At 74.3% G+C, this 20717-nt stretch carries 18 protein-coding genes; 11 read left to right on the top strand and 7 right to left on the bottom strand.

The annotated features are described in order from the left end of the window. Window positions 1-82 precede the first annotated feature (82 nt). From GA0070562_RS14250 to GA0070562_RS14235, 4 genes are all read left to right on the top strand, one after another. Window positions 83-1480 (top strand): NYN domain-containing protein, encoded by a 1398-nt coding sequence (locus GA0070562_RS14250; RefSeq protein ID WP_091421006.1) that lies wholly within the window; start codon window positions 83-85, stop codon window positions 1478-1480. A gap of 130 nt (window positions 1481-1610) precedes the next feature. Next, window positions 1611-1844 (top strand): hypothetical protein, encoded by a 234-nt coding sequence (locus GA0070562_RS14245; RefSeq protein WP_091421003.1) that lies wholly within the window; start codon window positions 1611-1613, stop codon window positions 1842-1844. Between the two features lie 350 nt (window positions 1845-2194). Continuing rightward, a complete protein-coding gene (locus GA0070562_RS14240) occupies window positions 2195-3454 on the top strand; it encodes a M48 family metallopeptidase (protein ID WP_091421000.1) in 1260 nt (419 codons plus the stop codon). Then, a complete protein-coding gene (locus GA0070562_RS14235; RefSeq protein WP_091420996.1) occupies window positions 3451-4575 on the top strand; it encodes a glycosyltransferase family 4 protein in 1125 nt (374 codons plus the stop codon). Before GA0070562_RS14240 ends, GA0070562_RS14235 begins: the two co-directional genes overlap by 4 nt. Before the next feature lie 65 nt (window positions 4576-4640). Here the strand turns inward: GA0070562_RS14235 and GA0070562_RS14230 are convergent, their stop codons facing one another. The 5 genes from GA0070562_RS14230 to GA0070562_RS14210 form a co-directional block, all read right to left on the bottom strand. Beyond that, complete coding sequence (locus GA0070562_RS14230; protein ID WP_091420993.1) at window positions 4641-6401, bottom strand: putative bifunctional diguanylate cyclase/phosphodiesterase; 1761 nt, start codon at window positions 6399-6401, stop codon at window positions 4641-4643. Continuing rightward, window positions 6394-7206 (bottom strand): SAM-dependent methyltransferase, encoded by an 813-nt coding sequence (locus tag GA0070562_RS14225; RefSeq protein WP_091420988.1) that lies wholly within the window; start codon window positions 7204-7206, stop codon window positions 6394-6396. The genes GA0070562_RS14230 and GA0070562_RS14225 overlap by 8 nt, the downstream gene beginning before the upstream one ends. 198 nt (window positions 7207-7404) lie before the next feature. Next, a complete protein-coding gene (locus GA0070562_RS14220; protein ID WP_013287678.1) occupies window positions 7405-8073 on the bottom strand; it encodes a response regulator transcription factor in 669 nt (222 codons plus the stop codon). Window positions 8074-8080: 7 nt separating this feature from the next. Further along, window positions 8081-9775 carry a sensor histidine kinase gene (locus GA0070562_RS14215; protein WP_091420985.1) on the bottom strand — a complete coding sequence of 565 codons (1695 nt, stop codon included), beginning with the start codon at window positions 9773-9775 and terminating at the stop codon, window positions 8081-8083. Window positions 9776-9789: 14 nt separating this feature from the next. After that, on the bottom strand, window positions 9790-11592 hold the full coding sequence (locus tag GA0070562_RS14210; protein ID WP_091421988.1) for an AMP-dependent synthetase/ligase: 1803 nt from the start codon (window positions 11590-11592) through the stop codon (window positions 9790-9792). A gap of 165 nt (window positions 11593-11757) precedes the next feature. Between GA0070562_RS14210 and GA0070562_RS14205 the strand changes: the two genes are divergently transcribed. The 6 genes from GA0070562_RS14205 to GA0070562_RS14180 all read left to right on the top strand — a co-directional run bounded on the left by GA0070562_RS14205 (window position 11758) and on the right by GA0070562_RS14180 (window position 17388). After that, complete coding sequence (locus tag GA0070562_RS14205) at window positions 11758-12234, top strand: SRPBCC family protein (protein WP_091420982.1); 477 nt, start codon at window positions 11758-11760, stop codon at window positions 12232-12234. Between the two features lie 21 nt (window positions 12235-12255). Continuing rightward, window positions 12256-12891 (top strand): hypothetical protein, encoded by a 636-nt coding sequence (locus tag GA0070562_RS14200; protein WP_091420978.1) that lies wholly within the window; start codon window positions 12256-12258, stop codon window positions 12889-12891. Between the two features lie 73 nt (window positions 12892-12964). Then, entirely contained in the window at window positions 12965-13912 is a 948-nt protein-coding gene (locus GA0070562_RS14195) for an ROK family glucokinase (protein WP_091421984.1), read from the top strand. 1 nt (window position 13913) lies between these two features. Continuing rightward, on the top strand, window positions 13914-14612 hold the full coding sequence (locus GA0070562_RS14190; protein WP_091420975.1) for an endonuclease/exonuclease/phosphatase family protein: 699 nt from the start codon (window positions 13914-13916) through the stop codon (window positions 14610-14612). A 427-nt stretch (window positions 14613-15039) separates the two neighbouring features. After that, window positions 15040-16449, top strand: coding sequence for a flavin-containing monooxygenase (locus tag GA0070562_RS14185; protein WP_091420972.1), 1410 nt, complete (start codon window positions 15040-15042; stop codon window positions 16447-16449). 114 nt (window positions 16450-16563) lie between these two features. Then, the gene (locus GA0070562_RS14180) at window positions 16564-17388 is read left to right on the top strand and encodes an alpha/beta hydrolase (RefSeq protein WP_091420967.1); all 825 of its coding nucleotides are present in this window, start codon (window positions 16564-16566) and stop codon (window positions 17386-17388) included. A 15-nt stretch (window positions 17389-17403) separates the two neighbouring features. Here the strand turns inward: GA0070562_RS14180 and GA0070562_RS14175 are convergent, their stop codons facing one another. Both GA0070562_RS14175 and GA0070562_RS14170 read right to left on the bottom strand, forming a co-directional pair. Further along, window positions 17404-18822 carry an alpha,alpha-trehalose-phosphate synthase (UDP-forming) gene (locus GA0070562_RS14175; protein ID WP_091421981.1) on the bottom strand — a complete coding sequence of 473 codons (1419 nt, stop codon included), beginning with the start codon at window positions 18820-18822 and terminating at the stop codon, window positions 17404-17406. Between the two features lie 173 nt (window positions 18823-18995). Further along, a complete protein-coding gene (locus GA0070562_RS14170; RefSeq protein ID WP_091420963.1) occupies window positions 18996-19835 on the bottom strand; it encodes a DUF308 domain-containing protein in 840 nt (279 codons plus the stop codon). A gap of 186 nt (window positions 19836-20021) precedes the next feature. On the opposite strand from GA0070562_RS14170, the gene GA0070562_RS14165 reads away from it, so the two are divergent. Then, window positions 20022-20717 (top strand): lysophospholipid acyltransferase family protein, encoded by a 696-nt coding sequence (locus GA0070562_RS14165; protein ID WP_091420960.1) that lies wholly within the window; start codon window positions 20022-20024, stop codon window positions 20715-20717.

The following is a 20717-nucleotide window of genomic DNA, read 5'->3' as shown; positions in this document are numbered from 1 at the left end:
CCCAGGAGATACCACGGGGGTACGATGAGAGATCGGCTCACTCACCGGGCGGTGGGCCCGTTCGGGGTGGGAGACTTGCCTCATGCCCCTCACCGAGCCGTACGACGACCGCTCCTCCGTGGAGGAGCCGGTGGTCGGCGTGCCCGCGGGTGAGGACGCGCCACCACCGGTCGAGCCCGAGCCCGTGCTGCCCGAGCCGGTCCGGCAGCGGATCGTCACGCTGACCGCCGCCGTGCTGCCCGGCCTGCCCGCCGACGAGGTGCCGGTGCCGCTGCGGCGGGTCGCCAAGTTCGCCCCGAACCGTCGCGCCCGCCTCGGCGCGCCCGCGATCGCCGCCCAGCTCACCGCCGACCCGCTGTTCCGCCAGCGGATCACGGCCCGGGTGCTCGCCGACGCCGGCGACCTGGGCGCGGCGGTCGTCGAGGGCACCGCGCCGGCCGCCGCCGACCCGGTCGAGGTGGCCGCCCTGGCCTACCTGGCCCGGCCCCGCGGCTGGCGGGACCTGATCGAGGCCAGCGGCGAGGCGGTACGCGCCGAGGCCGACAGCGCGGTCGTGGCCGAACTTGTACGCGAGGCCGAGCAGCGGGCCGCTCGCGCCGAGCACGACCGGGCGGTGGCCCGGGTCGAGGCGGAGAAGCTGCGCGACGAACTGGCCCGGGTCCGCGAGGAGCTGGGTCAGCTCCGCGAGGAGGCCCGCCAGCTGACCCGTACCCTCCGGGAGACCCAGGCCCGCGAGCGCAAGGCCACCGAGACGCTCGCCACCGAGCGGGGGCGGGCGGCCCGCGCCGCCGCCGACGCGGACGCCGAGCTGCGCCGCGCCCGGGCCCGGCTGGCCGAGGCGGAGGCCGCGGCCGGGGTGGCCCGGGCCAGCGCCAAGGAGGCCCGCTCGGTCGACGACGCGCGGCTGTGGCTGCTGCTGGAGACGATCGGCCAGGCCGCTGTGGGGCTGCGCCGGGAGCTGGCGCTCGACCCGGTGGACAAGCTCCCCGCCGACTTCGTCGCCGACGCGTTCGCCGAGCAGCCGGGCGCCGCTGCGGCCGGACCCTCGACGCGGGCCCGCGACACCGACGACCCGGCCCGCCTCGACCAGCTGCTCGCGCTGCCGCGGGCGCACCTGGTGGTGGACGGCTACAACGTGACCAAGCGCGGCTTCGGTGAGATGTCGCTGGAGCAGCAGCGCAAGCGGCTGATCACCGGGCTGGGCGGGATCGCCGCGCAGACCGGGGACGAGGTCACTGTCGTCTTCGACGGCGCCGAGCGGATCCACGGGCTGCCCCCGGCGCCGCGCGGCGTGCGGGTGCTGTTCTCCCGCAAGGGCGAGACGGCGGACGAGTTGATCCGCCGGCTGGTCCGCGCCGAGCCGGCCGGGCGGCCGGTGGTCGTCGTCTCCTCCGACCGCGAGGTCGCCGACGGGGTACGCCGGCACGGCGCGTACCCGCTGGGCGCCGACTCGCTGCTGCGGCGCCTGGCCCGGTCCTGACCGGTTGATCGTTTTCAGGCCGGCTGCTGCCTCGTTGTCCGGTTCTGTCATACCCGCGGCATAGCCTTGCGGTGACCGACGGTGGTGGTCCCTTCCCCGACCGCTACCGGCGACCCGTCAGGAGGCGTTGATGCTGATCGACTGCGACACCTGCGGCAACCGCGGCGCCGGCTGCTCCGGCTGCCTGGTGACCGCACTGCTCGACTCAGACCCGGCCGACCTGGGCCCGGCCGAGCACCGGGCGATCGAGGTGTTCGCGCGGGCCGGATTCGAGGTGGAGGTGCTGCCACCCGCGCCCGTCGCGGTTCCCGCGCCGGCACGGGCACCGGCGCCCCGCCGTACCGCCCGTCGCCGGATCGCCTGACACGTCTGCTGCCGCCCGGGGGCGCCTGTCTGCTCGGCGCTCCACGCGCGCCGCTCTTGGTTCCCCTGTCACCCGCCGCTCCGGTCGGCCCGCACGCCTCGTGAAGGATCAGCCGAAGCCGCCCGCCCGCCGACGCTCACGGCCACCTGTCCACCCCGGGCGCCACGCCCAGCTCGATGTGTGAGCTGTGTCGGCCACCGCGCGGGGAAACTGCCGGAGTCGTATCCGGCCGCGTCGCCAGGCTGTGCTCCGGCCATGGCGGCCGCGATCGGGGCCGGGCAATAGGATGGGCGGTCACGGCGGGAGGGGAGCGGCATGACGCGGACGGGGCACGACGGCGGGGTGGGTCGGTGACCCCGCGCGCCTGGGCGCTGCTGACCCTGGGCGGCCTGGTGGTCGCGCTGCTCGTGGCGGTGGCGCTGCTGGTGCCGTGGAGCCGGCCGCCGGCACCCCGCGCCGACCAGCTCGCGGCGCTGCGGGATCTCCCGGCCGAGCAGGTGACCCGGGGCCGGGCGTTCCACGGCGCGCTGCGCCCGGCGGCCTGGTCGGCGCTGGCAGTCGGGCTGGTGGTGGCGTTGCTGCTCGGGCTGACCCCGCTGGGCGGGCGCCTGGTCGAACTGGTCGGCCGGCCTTTCGGCGGGCACTGGATCGCGCAGGCCGTGCTCGGCGGGCTGGCCGTCATGTTCCTCGCCGACCTGCTCACGCTGCCGTTCGCGGCCTGGCGCCGCACCGTGCTGGTCCGCTACGGACTGAGCACCCAGAGCTGGGGCGGCTGGGCGGTCGACCTGCTCAAGTCGTACGCGGTCAGCGCGGTGATCGGCGCGCTGGTCCTGCTCGGGTTCTACACGGTGGTCCGGTTCGCCCCCCGCTGGTGGTGGGCGTTCGGCGCGGCCGGCGCGGCGGCCCTGGTGGTGGTCCTGTCGTTCGTGCTGCCGGTGCTTGTCGAGCCGGTGTTCAACCGGTTCACGCCGATGGAGCCGGGTCCGCTGCGCAGTGAGCTGACCGCGATGGCCGCCCGGGACGGCGTACCGGTGCGCGACGTGCTCGTCGCCGACGCGTCCCGGCGTACCAGTGCGGTCAACGCGTACGTCTCCGGACTCGGTCCGACGCGGCGGGTGGTCGTCTACGACACGCTGCTGCGCGAGGCGGAGCCGGCCGAGGTGACGAGCGTGGTCGCCCACGAGCTGGGGCACGCCAAGGACCGGGACGTGTGGACCGGCACGGTGCTCGGCGCGCTCGGTGCCGCCGCCGCGGTGGTGGCGCTCTACCTGATCGGGTCCTGGACGCCGCTGCTGCGGCTCGCCGGCGTCGACTCGATCGCCCAGCCCCGGGCGTTCCCGCTGCTGATCGCGCTGGTCACGGTCGCCGGCCTGCTCGCCACCCCGGCGCAGGCGCTCGTCTCGCGCCGGATCGAGGCCCGCGCCGACGCCCACGCGCTGGCGCTCACCGGCGACCCGGCGACGTTCGAGGCGATGCAGCGGCGGCTGGCCGGCGTGAACCTGGCCGACCCCGACCCGCCGCGCTGGGAGCGCCTCTGGTCGGCGACCCACCCGTCCACCGTCGAGCGGATGGCAGCCGCCCGCGCCTACGCCAGGGAGCCGGGCCGATGAGCCGCACCTTGCTGATCACCAACGACTTCCCGCCGCGCCCCGGCGGCATCCAGTCGTTCGTGCACAACCTCGCCGTGCGCCAGCAGCCCGGCTCGGTGGTGGTGTACGCGTCGAGCTGGCGCGGGGCGGAGAAGTTCGACGCCGACCAGCCGTTCGAGGTGGTGCGGGAGCGGACCCGGGTGCTGCTGCCCACCCCGCTGATCGCCCGGCGGGCGGCGCGGCTGGCCCGCGCGTACGACTGCGACACCGTGTGGTTCGGCGCGGCGGCCCCGCTGGGGCTGCTCGCCGCGGGCCTGCGGCGGCGGGCCGGGATCCGCCGGGCGGTGGCGCTGACCCACGGGCACGAGGTCGGCTGGGCGGCGCTCCCCGGCGCCCGGTCGGCGCTGCGCCGGATCGGCCGGGGCGTGGACGTGACCACCTACCTCGGCGAGTACACCCGGGCGCGGCTGGCCCGCGTGCTGGACGGGCTGACCGAGCTGCGGCGGCTCGCGCCCGGCGTGGACGTGGACGCCTATCACCCGGAGGTCGACGGCGGGCGGGTCCGGTCGCGGCTCGGGCTGGCCGACCGGCCGGTGGTGGTGTGCGTGTCGCGGCTGGTGCCCCGCAAGGGCCAGGACATGCTGATCCGCGCGCTGCCGGAGATCCGCCGCCGGGTGCCCGACGCCGCGCTGCTCGTGGTCGGCGGCGGCCCGTACCGCTCGACGCTGGAGAAGCTGGCCCGGCAGACCGGGCTGGAACGCGACGTGGTCTTCACCGGCTCGGTGCCCTCGGCCGAGCTGCCCGCCCACTACGCGGCGGGCGACGTCTACGCGATGCCGTGCCGCACCCGCAACCGTGGGCTGGACGTGGAAGGGCTCGGCATCGTCTACCTGGAGGCGAGCGCGACCGGTCTGCCGGTGGTGGCCGGTGACTCCGGCGGCGCGCCGGACGCGGTCCGGGAGGGGGAGACCGGGTACGTGGTCGGCGGCCGGGACGTGGCCCAGCTCGCCGACCGGGTGGCCACGCTGCTCGCCGACCGGGACCTGGCCCGGCAGTTCGGCGCCGCCGGCCGTGCCTGGGTGGAGCGGGAGTGGCGTTGGGAGACGCAGGCGCAGCGCATGGCTGCCCTGCTGGCCGGCTGACCGCGCGCCGAGCGGGTCAAGAGGCCGCGGGCCGACCAGGCTCAGAAGGCCGCGGGCCGGCCGGGTCAGGGGGCCGCGTCGACGTGGGCGGGCACCCGGCCCAGGTGCGGCGCGGCCGGGCCGGGACGGCCGAAGTGCCAGCCCTGCCCGGCGTCGCAGCCGATCGCGCGCAGCCGGTCCGCCTGGTCGGCCGTCTCCACGCCCTCGGCGGTGACGGTCAGGTCCAGCGCGTGCGCCAGCGACACCAGCGAGGCGAGGATCCGCTCGTCGGTGCCACTGCCCGGCGCGCGCAGGCCGGTCACGAACTCGCCCGCCACCTTCAGCTCGTCGACCGGCAGGTCCCGCAGGTACGCGAGGTTGCAGTAGCCGGTGCCGAAGTCGTCGATGGCGACCCGGACACCGAGGTCGCCGAGCACCCGCAGGGCGCGCACCGGCTCGACCACGGTGCTCATCATCGTGCTCTCGGTGATCTCCAGTTGCAGCCGGTGCGGCGGCAGGCCGGTGCGCCCGAGCACGCCGCGCACCTCGGTCACCAGGTCGGTGCGGTGCAACTGCCGGACCGCGAGGTTGACGCTGACGAACGGGGCGTCGCCGTCCGGGCCCGGCCAGGTGCCCGCCTCGCGGCACGCCTCGGCCAGCACCCAGCTGCCCAGCCGGACGATCAACCCGGTCTCCTCGGCCAGCGGGATGAAGCTGTCCGGCCGCAGCACACCCAGCTCCGGGTGCCGCCAGCGCACCAGCGCCTCCATGCCGAGCACCCGCCCGTCGCGCAACGAGGTCAGCGGCTGGTAGTCGAGGTAGAACTCGCCCCGGTCCAGCGCGGCGGGGATCGCCGCGGACAGCGCGTACCGGGCCAGCTCGCGGCGGTTGCGGTCGGCGTCGAACAGCGACCAGCGGGCCCCGCCGGCGGCCTTGGCCCAGTGCAGGGTGCTGTCGGCCGCGCGCATCAGGTCCATCGGCGAGGTGCCCGCGACCGGGCGCTCCACGATGCCGATGCTCGCGGACACGGTCAGCTCGTGGCCGTCGACGAGCGCCGGCTCGCGTACCGCGGCGAGCGCCGCCTCGGCGACCTTCACCGCGTCGTCGGTGCCGGCGGTGCGCTCGACCAGGATCACGAACTCGTCGCCGCCGAGCCGGGCCACCAGGTGCTCGCCGAGCGCGCGGTGCAGGCGCTGGGCCACAGTCACCAGCAGCGAGTCGCCGACCTGGTGGCCGAGGGAGTCGTTGACCACCTTGAACCGGTCCAGGTCGAGGAAGCACACACCGACCCGGTCGGCGCCCCGGCCCGGCGCGGTGATCGCGTCGGTCAGTCGTTCGGTGAACAGCGTGCGGTTCGGCAGGCCGGTGAGCGGGTCGTGGGTGGCCTGGTGCCGGAACCGGGCCTCGCTGTCGCGCAGCGCCCGTTCGGCCTGCGCACGGGCCATCATGGCGGCGCGGCGGATGGACTCCTGCTCGTCGAGCGTACGGTCGCGCAGCGCGCGGGCGTACCCGGTGGCGACGGTGGCGAGCAGCCGCGCCATCCGGTCCTCGACGTCGTCGACGACCAGGTCGAGGTCGCGGACCAGGCGCAGCTGGATCACCTCGACGGTGCGGCCCAGCCCTTCCGCGGACGCGATGTGCGCCTGCACCAGCTCGGCGCCGACCTGCTGGCCGATCCGCAGGTCGAACGGCTCGGCGCGCAGAGCCTGGGCCAGCCGCTCGGTGAGCCGTTGCAGCATCTCCTCCAGCTGCGCCTGCGCCATCGGCAGGTAGCTGGTGCCGGACACCGCCTTGGCCCAGGCCCGGGCGAACGCGCCGGGCCGGCAGCGGGTCGCGTCGTCACCCACCGAGCCGCCCGACCCCGCCCATGAAGACGGCCCGCTCGGCGTTCTCCGCCTGGTCGGGGGAGTCCGGCCGCCACTGCGGCACCCACACCACACCCGGGTCGACCAGCTCGAAGCCGTCGAACAGCGCGGTCAGCTCGGCCCGGCTGCGGATCCAGAGCTGGCTGTCGGTACGCCGGTAGACCCGCTCCGCCTCGGCCCGTTCGCCGGTGCCGTCGCGGCCCTCCTCGCTGGCCTGGGAGAGCACCAGGTGGCTGCCGGGCGCCAGCGCCCCGCGCAGCGTCCGCAGGACCTCCTCGGGGCGGTCGGAATCCGGGACGAAGTGCAGCACCGCCACGATCATCACGGCGACCGGCCGGGTGAAGTCCAGCAGCCGGGTGACCTCCGGGTGGGCCAGGATCGCCTCCGGGTTGCGCAGGTCCTCCTGGAGCACCGTGGCGTGCTCGTTGCCGGCCAGGATCTCGTGGCTGTGCGCCACCGCCACCGGGTCCACGTCGACGTAGACCACCCGCGACTCCGGATCGATCCGCTGGGCGATCTCGTGCACGTTGCCGACGGTCGGGATGCCGGAACCGATGTCCAGGAACTGGCGGACGCCGGCCTGGGCGAGGTACTGCACCGCCCGGCGCAGGAACGCGCGGTTGGCCTGGGCCATCAGCGGTGCCTCCGGCACCGCCTCCACCATCGCGCGGGCGGCCGCCCGGTCGGCGGCGAAGTTGTGCGAGCCGCCGAGGTAGTAGTCGTACATGCGGGCGACGCTGGGGCGCTCGATGTCGATCGTCTCGGGTGCCCAGTCCGGCCGCTGCATGTCCTGCCCCTCGGATGTCGGCGACACGCGGTCGTCACCGCCGCGCGGATCACCCGGGTATTCTGCCCCTCCGCCGTCGCGGTGCAAAGACCACCGTCGCTATGCGTCCGGCCGCTCACCGTACGCGACCACGCGGTGGCCGGGAACGCCGAGAGGCCCGCGTCCGTGACGGACGGGGCCTCTTCCGGCGGTACGCCTTCAGAACTTCGGGGCGTCCGGGGCCTCCAGCAGCCCCAGCCGCAGCGCGGTCATCAGGGCCTGCGCCCGGTTGGCCGCGCCCAGCTTCTCGTAGAGCTTCGAGATGTGGGTCTTGGCGGTCGACTCGCTGACGAACAGCTGCTTGGCGATGCCGGCCACGCTCATGCCGTCGGCGAGCAGCCGCAGCACCTGGCCCTCACGGGGGGACAGCTGCGGGCCGGACGGTGCCAGCCGGCGCTTCATCGCCTCGGCCAGGTCGGCCGCGGTGAACGCGCTGGGGGAGGAGGCGGCGTGCCGGGCCGCGGCCACCACCTCGTCGGCCGGGGCGGTCTTCGGCACGAACGCGCTCGCGCCCGCCTCCAGGGCGCCGAAGAGCTGGTCGTCGCCGGCGTACATGGTCAGCACGACGATGCCCATCGACGCGCTGGACTTGCGTAGGGCGCGGGTGGCCTCCAGGCCGCTGCCGTCGGGCAGACGGAGGTCCATGATCACCACGTCGGGCTGGAGCGCGCCGGCCTGGCGCACGCCCTCCGCCGCGGTCGCCGCCTCGCCCACGACCTCGAACTGGCGGTCGCGCTCGAACGCGTGACGCAGCCCTTTGCGGATGAGGTCGTGATCGTCGACCAGGAGAACCTTGGTACGGGTGGCCGGTGTCGGACTGCTGGTCATCCTCGGGTTACTCCCCTTCTGCTGCTGCGGCGCTGCCGCGCACCTTATCGCGCCGGGGCGACGAACCGAGCACCACCGCCACAGTCGTCCCACTAGGCTGTCGCGGCCTGATCTCCAACCGGCCTCGGATACGTTCCGCCCTCTCGGCCATGATCGCAAGGCCATAGTGCCCGTCCGGGCGCTGGTCACCGATGCCGTGACCGTCATCCGACACTTCGATTCGGGTGTACGGGGGATCCACCTCGCACGTGACCCACAGGTTCGACGCGCCGGCGTGCTTGCGCGCGTTGGTCACCGCCTCCTGTGCGATGCGCAGCAACTCGGCCTCGGTGGCGGCCGGCAGCCGGGCGGTGGACTCGTCCAGCGACAGGTGCACCCGCAGGCCGCCGGAGGCGCCGACGGTGCGGGCGTACTCGGCGATGGCGGCGGCCAGGCCGCCGTGGCGGTCCACCTCGCTGCGCAGCTCGAACAGGCTCAGCCGCAGCTCGGTGATCACCCGGGTGACCTCCTGGCGCAGCGTACGCAGCGAGTCGGCGGTCTCCTCGGCGTCCTCGTGCACGGTGGCCAGCGCGTTGTCGATGCCGTACCCGACCATGACCAGTTCCTGGGCGACCCCGTCGTGGATCTCCCGGGCCAGCCGCTGCCGTTCCTCGTTCGTCGCCAGCGAGCGCACCTCGTCGAAGAGCAGCGCGGCCTCCAGCCGCAGCGCCGCCGGGCCGGTCAGCGCCGTCACCCGGGACACCACCGGCGGCGGGTACGCGGCGGCGGTGTCCGCCTCGATCACCACCAGGCCGACCGTGCGTACGCCCGCCACCAGCGGGACGATCAGCGCGGAGACCTCGCCGGAGTGCCGGGACCGGGCCTGCGAGCGGGCCGAGACGGTCGGCTGCTGGGTGGCCCAGGCGTCGGCGATGGCCGAGTCGGCGTCGAGCGTGGTCTCCCAGTCGACCCGGTCCGCGCCGATCTGCGCGAGCACCACGAGCCGGCCGCCGCCGCTGGCGGACAGCACCGCGCCCCGGTCGGTCTTGGCCACCACCCGCAGCTCCTCCAGCAGGTGCTCGGAGATGCCGCCCGGGTCCAGGGTGGCGCCGGGCAGCTGGCGGGCGACGGTACGCAGCTGGGTGAGCAGGCGGGTCGCCTCGGCGTACGGCTGGGGTTTGCCCTCGCCGCGCACCCGCATGACGCGCTGGAGCGTGCCCGCGGTGTAGAGGCCGAGACCGGCCAGGATCAGCCACTGGGCGCAGACCGCGAGGTAGCCGACCTGGCCGAGCTGTGGCCCGCCGTCGACCTGCGTGAACGCGGCGCTGGCCAGCAGTGTCGCCGCCGCCACGGCGAGCAACGCGGCGCCCTCGCGGAACCGGCGGCTCAGCGCGGTCACGGTGACCGGCACGGCGAGGTACGGCAGCACCGCCGAGGCGCCCAGCCCGCCGGTCACGCCGGACAGATGGGTGTCGGCGGCGACCTGGCTGGCGGCCAGCCCGAGCACCACCACCTCGGCGAAGCGGCTGATCGGTGCGAGCAACCGGTGTTGTGGGGCGAGCACGGCGGGCAGGCCAGCGACGCCCAGCAGCGCGATCCACCAGAGCTGGGCGGCGTCGCGGGTGGCGAACAGGGTCAGGGTGGCGACCAGCGCGAGGAGGACCGCGCGAGCCGCCGCCGCGAGCGGCTGTGTCGACGGCTGGCGGGATGTGGAGGCGGGCACGTGACGGATGGTAGTCAGCCGCGGTAGATCTCGGCGATCTCCGAGGCGTACGTCTTGTGCACGACCTGACGCTTGACCTTGAGCGACGGGGTCAGCTCACCGGTGGTCTCGGTGAAGTCCTGCGGCAGGATCCGGAACACCTTGATCGCCTCGGCCTTGGAGACCGCCTGGTTGGCCTGGTCGACCGCGGACTGCACCTCGGCGCGCAGCGCCGCGTCCTCGCGCAGCTCAGCGATGCTCGTGGTCTCCGGGCGCCCCTGCCCGGCCAGCCACTTCGGCAGCGCCTCCTCGTCGATGGTGACCAGGGCGGCGATGAACGGCTGCCGGTCGCCGACCACCACGCACTGGCTGATCAGCGGGTGCGCCCGTACCTGGTCCTCCAGCACCGCCGGGGCGACGTTCTTGCCGCCGGCGGTCACGATGATCTCCTTCTTCCGGCCGGTGATGCTCAGGTAGCCGTCCTCGTCGAGATTCCCGAGGTCGCCGGTGCGGAACCAGCCGTCGGTGGTGATCGCCTCGGCGGTGGCCGCGTCGTTGTGCCAGTAGCCCTGGAAGACGATGTCGCCGGCGATCAGGACCTCGCCGTCGTCGTCGATCCGGATGGTGACGCCGGGCAGCGGGCGGCCGACAGTGCCGATCCGGGTGCCGGTGGGCAGGTTGGCGGCGGCGGCCGGCGAGGTCTCGGTGAGGCCGTAGCCCTCGCAGATGGTCACCCCGACGCCGCGGAAGAAGTGCCCGAGCCGCGCGCCCAGCGGCGCGCCGCCGGAGATGGCGTCGCGGCACCGGCCGCCCATCGCCGCCCGCAGCTTGCGGTAGACCAGCTTGTCGAAGAGGGCGTGCTGCGCGCGCAGGCCCAGGCCGGGGCCGCCGGGCAGCTCCTGGGCCTCGCTCCACGCGATGGCGACCTTCTCCGCGCGGTCGAAGATCTTGCCCTTCCCCTCGGCCTCGGCCTTCTGCCGCGCGCCGTTGTAGACCTTCTCGAAGACCCGGGGTACGGAGAGCACGAACGTCGGCTTGAAGTCCTGGAGTTCGGCGACCAGGTTCTTGGGGTCCGCGCAGTGCGCCATGGTGGCCCGGGCGTGCACCACGCCGACCTGGATGAGCCGGGCGAAGGCGTGCGCGAGCGGCAGGAACAGCAGGGTGGAGGCGCCCTGGCGGAACAGGTTCGGCAGCACCGGCACCGCGTTGGCGATGTCGGAGTAGATGTTGCGGTGGGTCAGCACGCAGCCCTTGGGCCGGCCGGTGGTGCCGCTGGTGTAGATGATCGTGGCGACGTCGTCGGCCTTCGACAGCGAGCGGCGGGTCTCCACCTCGGCCCGGTCGACCGACGCGCCGGCGGCGACCAGGTCGTCGACCGCGCCCAGGTCGATCTGCCAGACCTCGCGCAGCTCGGGCAGCCGGTCGCGGACGCCGGCGACCATGGTGGCGTGCGCGGTGCTCTCCACCACGACGGCGACGGCGCCGGAGTCGCCGAGGATCCAGGCGGCCTGCTCGGCGCTGGAGGTCTCGTAGATCGGCACGGTCACCGCGCCGGCCGCCCAGATCGCGTAGTCGAGCAGCGTCCACTCGTAGCGGGTGCGGCTCATCAGGCCGACCCGGTCGCCGGGGGAGACGCCGGCCGCGATCAGGCCCTGTGCCACCGCCACGACCTCGTCGCGGAACTGGCGGCAGGTGACATCCTCGCGCGCGTCCGTCCCCGCGGCGGGGCGGACGAACTGCACGGTGTCCGGGGCGACCTCGGCGTTTTCCCAGACCGGGTCGGTCAGGTTGGCCGCGTCGCCGACGGTGACGATCGGCGGGACGGAGAACTCGCGCACCTGCACTCCCTCGTGCTCTACCGGCGGGGCCGGCCTGGTCGGCTCTGTCGAAACCTACCCGCACACCCCGGGGGGTCTGCCAGGGAGGTTGCCCGCCCGGCTGGTGGGACGCCGTCCGGCGGGTGGAGCGGGACCGGCCGGGAGTCGGCCGGGTAGCCTCCCCCCATGGCGGACTCCTCCACCCAGTCGATCATCATCGGCGCGTCACCGGACCGGGTGGCGGCCGTCATCTGCGACTTCCCGAGTTATCCCGAGTGGGCCGAGGCGGTACGCCGGGCCGAGGTGATCGAGGAGTACGAGGACGGCTACGCCAGCCAGGTCCGGTTCACCCTCGACGCGGGCGTGATGGCCGACGAGTACGTGCTGGCCTACGAGTACGCCGAGGACATCTCCCGGATCGAATGGCACCTGGTCGCCCCGTCGAAGATGCAGCGCTCCCAGCGCGGGTCGTACGACCTGGCGGGCAACCCGGACGGGACGACCACGGTGACCTACACCCTCGAGGTGGAGCTGTCCGTGGCGATGCTCGGCATGTTCCGCCGCAAGGCCGAGAAAATGATCATGGACGCGGCGTTGAAGCAGCTCAAGCGCCGGGTAGAAGCACCCGGTGCGGCGCAGGAGACCCGACCGTCGTCCCGGTAGTCACGCTGGAGGAGCCGAACCATGGGCACCACTGATCCGGGTTCGGCCCGGGAAGAGGCCGAGCGCCTCGTCGCCACACTGCTCGCCGGCGCGAAGATGGCCGCCGCCGCACCGGGCTCCGGTGCCTGGGGTCCGCTCGGTGGGATCCTCTCCGGTGTCCTCGGTCACACCCCGCCGGGCGCCGGACCTGCTCCGCAGGCGCCCGCGCCCGCCGGTTTCGCCACCGGCTCGCCGGAATGCTGTGTGTGCCCCGTCTGTCGCGGTATCGCCGCGTTGCGGGATCCGAGTCCGGAATTCGCCGAGCGGCTCGCCACCGGCGCCGGGGACCTGGCGGCCGGGGTGGCCAGCCTGCTGCGCGCCTTCACCCCGGCCGAACCGGAGCGCCCCGCCGACGGCGCCGCCGCCGCGCCGGACGGATCCGGGGACCACGTGTGGCGCGAGGCGACCCGTACCGGGCATGATTCTCAGCCGGCACCCGAGCAGGACGTGTGGTCCGCCGCCACCCGGGGGGAGGGCGCTGCCGATTCGGGTGCCGCCGCCGACGCCGCCGGGCCGCCGGAGCCGGCGACGAGCCGGCCACCGGCCGGCCGTCCCGTGGTGCCCGCCTCGCGGGCGTCCGGAGAGGTGGGCGAGGACGCACCAGGCGACGGGGCCTGACCACCGGACATCCCGGGACCGTACGGCCGGTTCGGCCGGTCCCCGGGCAGCACAGCAGAGGGGAGTGGCAGCGGTGACGCTGACCATCGGAGTCGACGTCGGTGGCACGAAGGTGGCCGGCGGTGTCGTGGACGACGCCGGCACGGTACTCGTGCAGACGCGACGGGACACCCCCGCCGACGACGTGGCCAAGACCCGCGACGTCATCATCGAGGTGGTCACCGAACTGGCCGCCGGTCACGCCGTGGAAGCGGTCGGCATCGGCGCCGCCGGCTGGATCGACGCCTCCCGCTCCACCGTGCTGTTCGCCCCGAACCTGGCCTGGCGTGACGAGCCGCTGCGGACGTACGTCGGCGACGCCACCGGCCTGCCGGTGATCGTGGAGAACGACGGGAACGTGGCCGCCTGGGCGGAGTTCCGCTACGGCGCGGCCCGCGACGCCGACGACTCGATGGTCATGTTCACCATCGGCACGGGTGTCGGCGGCGGCATCGTGCTCGGCGGTGACCTGGTCCGTGGCGCCAACGGCATCGCCGCCGAGCTGGGCCACATGCTCACGGTGCCGGACGGCCACCAGTGCGGCTGCGGCCGGCTGGGGTGCATCGAGCAGTACGCCAGCGGCAGCGCCCTGGTCCGCTTCGCCCGCGCCGCCGCCCGGCAGGAGCCGCACCGGGCGACCGCGCTGCTGGAGCTGGCCGGGGGCGAGGCCGAGACGATCACCGGCCCGATGGTGACCGCTGCGGCCAAGGGCGGCGACCCGGTCTCCACCGAGTCGTTCGCCCAGGTCGGCCGCTGGCTCGGCACGAGCCTCGCCGACATGGCGCAGATCCTCGACCCGCAGGTGCTGGTGGTGGGCGGCGGCGTGATCGACGCCGGTGACCTGCTGCTCGGCCCGACCCGGCGGTCGTTCGCCGACGCGCTGGCCCAGCGCAGCCGCCTGCCCGTCGCCGAGGTGCGCCCGGCCGAGCTGGGCAACACCGCGGGCGTCATCGGCGCCGCCGACCTGGCCCGGCGGATCTGACATGACGGATGCGGGTGTGCCGCTGCGGGTGGTGTCGTACAACATCCACAGCCAGCGCGACGACACCGCCGCGCTGGCCGAGGTGGTCCGGACGGCGGCGCCGGACGTGGTGATCGTCCAGGAGGGGCCGCGCCGGTTCCGGTGGCGGCAGAAGACCGCCGCGCTGGCCGAGTCGTTCGGCATGGTCGTGGCCGCCGGTGGCCTGCCGTCGCTGGGCAACGTGCTGCTGACCAGCCTGCGCGTGCGGGTCGTCGACACCAGGTGCCAGCGGTACCCGCTGACGCCGGGACGGCACATGCGCGGCGCCGCGTACGCGCAGTGCCGCGTCGGCGGCGTCGACGTGCTGCTGGCCGGCTCGCACCTGTCCACCGACCCGGCCGAGCGTCCGGCCCAGGCGGCGGCGTTCAAGCGGGAGCTGGCCGCGTCCACGCTACCGGTGGTGGCCGGCGCGGACATCAACGAGGGCCCGGACGGGCCGGCCTGGCAGACGCTCGCCGAAGGGCTCACCGACACGGCGCTCGCCGCCGACCGGGCCGACCGGCTCACGTTCTCTTGCTCCGACCCGCGCCGCCGCATCGACGCGCTGTTCGTCGACCCCCGGATCGCAGTGGTCGACTACGACGTGGTGGACACGCCGGCGGCCCGCCGGGCCAGTGACCACTTCCCGGTCCTGGTCGACCTGCTGCTGCCCACCGCCTGACCGGAGCGGACCGCCGGGGGAGTACCCGGACCCGGCGGTCCACCGGCGTCACGCCCGCCTGGGGCCGTGACACACGGTCAGGTGCCCGCCGGCCGGAAGGACCATCCCCTCGCCGCCTTTGCTCTGCCGCCATATGTGCATCAGCTACCCGCCGTGACCGGCGGGCCGCGTCCCGGCCGGACGGCCGCGAGACAAAAGCGCAGCCCGCGGCGGTGCTGCGTCCGTGGCGGCAGAGCAAAGGGCACACGAGGGTGCGCCTCCGGGGCGGCCGGTCCAGCCACGCTCGGTGACCGGCCCTGCGTGACGCTGTGTCAGGGGGACCGGACGGGTGGGCGCGGCGCCGGATCCGGTGGCTGGACAACGGCGGGCATTCTCGGCAGGATTTCGCTCCGACCCGGCACGCGTGCCGCACAAAGGAGAATTCGCGGTGTCCTCCTCCACCGACCCCGGCCGCCCCGATCCGGACCGGACGGACGTCCCGATCCGCGACGACCGCCCGGTCTCCGACCGGGGCGAAACGGTCTGCGTCATCGGCGCCGGCGCCAGCGGCCTGACCGCCGTGAAGAACCTGCGCGAGGCCGGCTTCGGCGTGGACTGCTACGAGCGGGAGACGGGCGTCGGCGGCGCCTGGAACTGGCGGCACGACCGCAGCCCGGTGTACGCCAGCACCCACCTGATCTCGTCCCGGCCGTTCACCCAGTTCCCCGACTTCCCGATGCCGGACGACTGGCCGGACTACCCGCACCACAGCCAGCTGCTGTCCTACTTCGAGCGGTACGCCGACCACTTCGACCTGCGCCAGCACGTCTGGTTCGGCACCGAGGTGGTCCGTGTCGAGCCGGTCGAGGGGGACCGTTGGGACGTGACCACGCGCAGCACCGGCGGCTACGGCCCCGAGCGCACCTCCCGGTACGCCGCGGTGGTGCTCGCCAACGGCCACAACTGGTCGCCCAAGCTGCCCCGCTACGAAGGGCTGGAGGAGTTCCGCGGCGAGGTCATGCACGCCTCGTCCTACAAGGACCCGGCGCAGTTGCGCGGCAAGCGGGTGCTCGTGGTCGGGGCCGGCAACACCGGCTGCGACATCGCGGTGGAGGCGGCCCAGCAGGCGTCGCACTGCTGGCACTCCACCCGCCGCGGCTACTGGTACGCCCCGAAGTACGTCCTCGGCCGCCCCGCCGACCAGGTCAACGACACGCTGCTGGCGCTGCGGGTGCCGTTGCGCGTACGGCAGTGGCTCTACCACTGGACGCTGCGGCTGACCGTCGGTGACCTGACCCGGTTCGGCATGCCCGAGCCGGACCACCGGGTCTACGAGACGCACCCGATCGCCAACAGTCAGCTCGTCTACTACGTCGGCCACGGCGAGGTCACACCGGTGCCGGACGTGGCCCGCTTCGACGACCGCGCGGTGGAGCTGACCGACGGCCGCCGGATCGACCCGGAACTCGTCGTCTTCGCCACCGGCTACCTGCCGCGCTTCGAGTTCCTCAAGGGGCAGGTGCTCGGCGACGAGGACGGATCCGGGCGGCCCCGGTTGTGGCTCAACGCGTTCACCGCCGGTCATCCCACGCTCGCCGTGGTCGGCCTGGTGCAGCCGGACTCCGGCATCTTCCCGATCTCGCACTGGCAGAGCGTGCTGTTCGCCCGGCTGCTCACGCTGCGCGCCACCCGGCCGGACCGGGCCGCCGCGTTCGACCGCAAGGTCCGCGCCGGCCTCGGCGAGCGGTACTCGGCGAAGGTCAAGGACAGCACCCGGCACTGGTTCGAGGTCGGGCACGCCGACTACCTGCGCGCGCTCCAGCGGGCGCTGCACGAGCTGGAGGAGGGCACCCGGTGAGCGCGAGGAACGCAGCGCAGCGGAGTCCCGCAGTCGCGAACGAAAGGCGGGCACGGTGAGCGCGAGGAACGTAGCGCAGCGGAGTCCCGCAGTCGCGAACGAAAGGCGGGCACGGTGACGGCCGAGCGGGTGCGGGTGGTCCGGTCCTGGGAGTGGGCCCGGCCGGAGCGGCCCGCCCGCCGAGAGGTGCTCGCCGCCGTGCCGGAGCGGGACGAGGCGAAGCCGCCGCTGCTGTTCGTGCCCGGGTTCGGGCACGGCGCGTGGGCGTTCGCCGAGCACTGGCTGGGGCACGCCGCCGGTCGCGGCTTCCCGGCGTACGCGCTGAGCCTGCGCGGGCACGGCGACAGCGAGCCGGCGCCGGAGGCGACGCTGCGGTCGTACACCCATGACGTGACGCAGGTGGCGGCGAGCCTGCCGCGGCAGGCGGTGCTGGTGGGACACGGCGCCGGCGCCCGGGTCGTGGCGCACGCGATGGCCCGCTACCCGGCGCGGGCCGCGGTGCTGGTGGCGCCGGTGCTCGGCGGCTGGGGGACGTTCGGGACGGCGTTGCGGCGCAACCCGGTCGGCACGGTGCCGGCGGTCTTCGGCGCCGGGCTGCGGCTCAACCGGCGGCAGTTGTTCAGCCGGGAACTGCCGGACGCCGACGCGCGGCGGCACCTGGCCCGGCTGGGCCGGGCCGGGCGGCGGGCGCAGTGGCAGCTGCTGACCGGCCGGTCGCCGGAGCCGGCGGTGGGCCGCCCACCGGTGCTGGTGCTCGGCAGCCCGGACGACCGGGTGCTGCCGGCAACGGCGCTGACCAGCGCCGCCCGGCGGTACGCCTCGGCGCCGCTGCTGTTCCCCGGCATGGGGCACGACCTGATGCTCGACGCCCGCTGGCGCGAGCCGATCGACGCGATCCTGGACTGGCTGGACAAGGACCCGGCGCCCGCACTCGGGTGAGCGCCGGGACACCGGTCACCGGGTGGCGGGGCGGCGGCCGACCAGCGTTCCGCTCTCCTCCAGCGCGCTGAGGTAGGACGCCGCCCAGGCGTGGATGTCGTTGTGGGCCAGGTGTTCGCGCATCGCGCGCATCCGGGCCGCGACGTCCTCCGGGCCGGCGCGCAGCGCGGCCAGCAAGCCCTGCTTGAGGCCGTCGAGGTCGTGCGGGTTGACCAGGTACGCCTGCTCCAGTTCGGAGGCGGCGCCGGCGAACTCGCTCAGCAGCAGCGCGCCGGTGCCGTCGACCCGGGCCGCCACGTACTCCTTCGCGACCAGGTTCATGCCGTCGCGCAGCGGCGTCACCGCCATGACGTCCGCGACCCGGTAGAGCGCGACCAGTTCGGCGCGGTCGAACGGCTGGGTGAGGTAGTGGATCGCCGGCTCGCCGACCCGGCCGAACTCGCCGTTGATCCGGCCGACCTGGTGCTCCACCCGGTCGCGCAGGATCTGGTACTGCGCCACCCGGTCACGGCTCGGCACCGCCACCTGGATCAGCACCGTGTCGCGGACCTTGATGTCGCCGTTGGCGAGCAGCTCTCGGTACGCCTTGAGGCGCTGCTCGATGCCCTTGGTGTAGTCCATCCGGTCGACGCTGAGGATCACCTGCTCGGGCCGGCCGAGATCCTGCCGCAGCCGGTGGGCCCGCTCGGCGACCTCGGGGCGGGCGGCGAGCGCGGACATCTCGGCGGTGTCGATGGCGACCGGGAAGGCGCCGATGCGCACCACCCGGCCGTCCACGCCGATCCGCCGGTCGGTGGCGGGCAGGCCGAGCACCTTGGTGGCGAGCTGGGCGAAGTTGTGCGCGGCCTGGGCGCGCTGGAAGCCGACCAGGTCGGCGCCGAGCATGCCGCGCAGCAGTTCGGCCCGGCGGGGCAGCTGCATGAACAGTTCCGGCGGCGGGAACGGCACGTGCAGGAAGAACCCGATCCGCAGGTCCGGGCGCAGCTCGCGGAGCAGTCCGGGCACCAGATGGAGGTGGTAGTCCTGCACCCAGACCAGGCCGCCGGGCTCGGCCACCTGGGCCGCGGCCTCGGCGAAACGCTGGTTGACCCGCTGGTACGCCTCCCACCAGCGGCGGTGGTACTCCGGCTGCTCGACGGCGTCGTGGTAGAGCGGCCAGAGGGTGGCGTTGGCGAAGCCCTCGTAGTGGTCGCGGACGTCCTCGGCGCTCAGCGGCACGGTGTGCATCCGGACGCCGTCCACGTCCGGCAGTTCGGGCGCGGGACCGGTGCCGCCGGCCCAGCCCACCCAGGTCGCGGGTGTGTGCCGTAGCAGCGGGTGCAGGGCGCTCACCAGGCCGCCGGGGCTGCGGCGCCACTCGAAGGCGCCGTCCGGCGCCACGCTGTCGTCGATGGGGAGGCGGTTGGCCACCACCACGAGGGGGCTCTGTCGCATCTCGGGCATTCCGCTCAGCAGGGGACCGGCGACCCGGAAGGAGACGCAAGCCGGACAGCCGGTGCGGGACGTGACGTTCGGCCTATTCCTACTGACTGTAAGTTACACGCTTGTTACGCCCTCGCCCAGGGCGGGCGGCGTCCCGCCATCCGGGCGGCGCCGGGGACGCGGTGTCAGACGACGGCGCCGTCGTCCGGGTCGTGGTCGTCCCGGTCGCCCGGGCGCAGCCGCCAGATCAGCATCACGAAGCCGGCCAGGATGCCGGTGAAGCCGAGCAGCGTGACCACCGACGGGTCGACCAGCGACACCACGGTGGGGGACAGGAACAGCAGGAAGCCGAGCACGATACAGGCCACGCCGAGCACCGCGTACTTGGAGAAGCGGGGCAGCGGGGGCGGCGGGGGCGGGGTGTAGTGCTCCTCGTCCGACGCCTCGTCGGGCAGGTTGTTGCCGAACGTGTCCAGGCCGTCCAGCAGCGAGGGCTCGTCGTGCCGGTCCCGGCTCAGCGAGACGCCGGAGATGTCGGCCGCGTACGGCAGCCGGCGCACGTCGGTGGCGGTCGGGCCGGCCGGCTCCTCGGCGCGGCTGCCGGCGGCGGCGCCCGGCGCGGGCGGGTCGTCCACGTCCTCGGCGGCGGGCCAGGGGTGAGTGCCGGCGCTCGGCGCGGTGTGGAAACCGGCGACGATCTTCGCCCACTCGGCCTCGATGTCCGGCTCGTCGGCGCGCTGCTGGTCGCCGCCGCCCTCGTCGGCGAGCTGGGTGAGGTAGTCCCGGGCGGTGGTCAGGTGCGACCTGTCGACGTAGAGCCGGTCGACCGGGCGGGCCGGGACGGTGGTGGTGCGGGTCACCGGGTTCAGGTCGGCCGAGGGCTGGAGGTAGGCCGCGATGCCACCGGCGGCGAGCACGTCGAGCAGGTGCTCGCCGACGCGTGGATCGACGTCGCCCGCGACCGCGTACTCGGCCGCGTCGAGCCCGTTGTCCCGTCGTCCCCGACGGGGCCCGCCCCCTGACACCGGACACCCCCTTCGCCGTTCGCTGCCCGTGCCCTGAATCGTGACACGCCGGAGCCCGGTTCCGGGAGTGCGTTGTGGCGTGCCGCTCGTCGTTCGTACCCTCTTCCCGGACTCCCGAGGGCGCCGCCGGCGCCCGCGGGGCCACGCGGCGACCCGTCTGCCGCCACCGACACGGGAAGGACGCCGGTGCTGTACTGGCTGCTGAAGTACGTCGTTCTCGGCCCACTGCTGAGGTTGATCTTCCGCCCGCAGGTCGAGGGACTGGAGCACGTTCCGGAGACCGGCCCGGTGATCCTGGCCAGCAACCACCTCTCCTTCTCGGATTCGATCTTCACGCCGCTGATCGTCAAGCGAAAAGTCACCTTCATCGCGAAAGCCGAATACTTCACCGGTAAGGGCCTCAAGGGCCGGCTCACCAAGATGTTCTTCGTCGGCTCCGGCACGATCCCGGTCGACCGCTCCGGTGGGCGGGCCGCCCGGGCCGCCCTCGACACCCAGCTCTCGGTGCTGCGCGCCGGTGGCATCGCCGGGATCTACCCGGAGGGCACCCGGTCGCCGGACGGCCGGCTCTACCGGGGCAAGACCGGCGTGGCGCGACTGGCGCTGGAGAGCGGCGCCCCGGTCGTGCCGATGGCCATGCTCAACTCCGACGCGATCCAGCCCACCGGCCAGATCGTCCCGAACCTGGGCCGGGTGCGGATCCGCTTCGGGCCGCCGCTCGACTTCTCCCGCTACGCCGGGATGGCCGGCGACCGGTTCGTCGAGCGGGCGGTCACCGACGAGATCATGTACGAGCTGATGGAGCTGTCCGGCCGCGAGTACGTCGACACGTACGCCCAGAAGGCCAAGAGCGCCCCGGCACGGCAGCCGGTCCCGGCCTGA

The organism is Micromonospora tulbaghiae (assembly GCF_900091605.1).
GTDB classification, from domain to species: domain Bacteria; phylum Actinomycetota; class Actinomycetes; order Mycobacteriales; family Micromonosporaceae; genus Micromonospora; species Micromonospora tulbaghiae.
This window is presented reverse-complemented; position numbering and strand designations above follow the sequence as displayed.

What these genes read in the sequence shown, in the direction of transcription:
- GA0070562_RS14190 (WP_091420975.1), top strand. Translation starts at nt 13,914, where the DNA reads ATGACGGATGCGGGTGTGCCGCTGCGGGTGGTGTCGTACAACATCCAC.
- GA0070562_RS14200 (WP_091420978.1), top strand. Translation starts at nt 12,256, where the DNA reads ATGGGCACCACTGATCCGGGTTCGGCCCGGGAAGAGGCCGAGCGCCTC.
- GA0070562_RS14205 (WP_091420982.1), top strand. Translation starts at nt 11,758, where the DNA reads ATGGCGGACTCCTCCACCCAGTCGATCATCATCGGCGCGTCACCGGAC.
- GA0070562_RS14175 (WP_091421981.1), bottom strand. Translation starts at nt 18,822, where the DNA reads ATGCGACAGAGCCCCCTCGTGGTGGTGGCCAACCGCCTCCCCATCGAC.
- GA0070562_RS14245 (WP_091421003.1), top strand. Translation starts at nt 1,611, where the DNA reads ATGCTGATCGACTGCGACACCTGCGGCAACCGCGGCGCCGGCTGCTCC.
- GA0070562_RS14220 (WP_013287678.1), bottom strand. Translation starts at nt 8,073, where the DNA reads ATGACCAGCAGTCCGACACCGGCCACCCGTACCAAGGTTCTCCTGGTC.
- GA0070562_RS14235 (WP_091420996.1), top strand. Translation starts at nt 3,451, where the DNA reads ATGAGCCGCACCTTGCTGATCACCAACGACTTCCCGCCGCGCCCCGGC.
- GA0070562_RS14225 (WP_091420988.1), bottom strand. Translation starts at nt 7,206, where the DNA reads ATGCAGCGGCCGGACTGGGCACCCGAGACGATCGACATCGAGCGCCCC.
- GA0070562_RS14250 (WP_091421006.1), top strand. Translation starts at nt 83, where the DNA reads ATGCCCCTCACCGAGCCGTACGACGACCGCTCCTCCGTGGAGGAGCCG.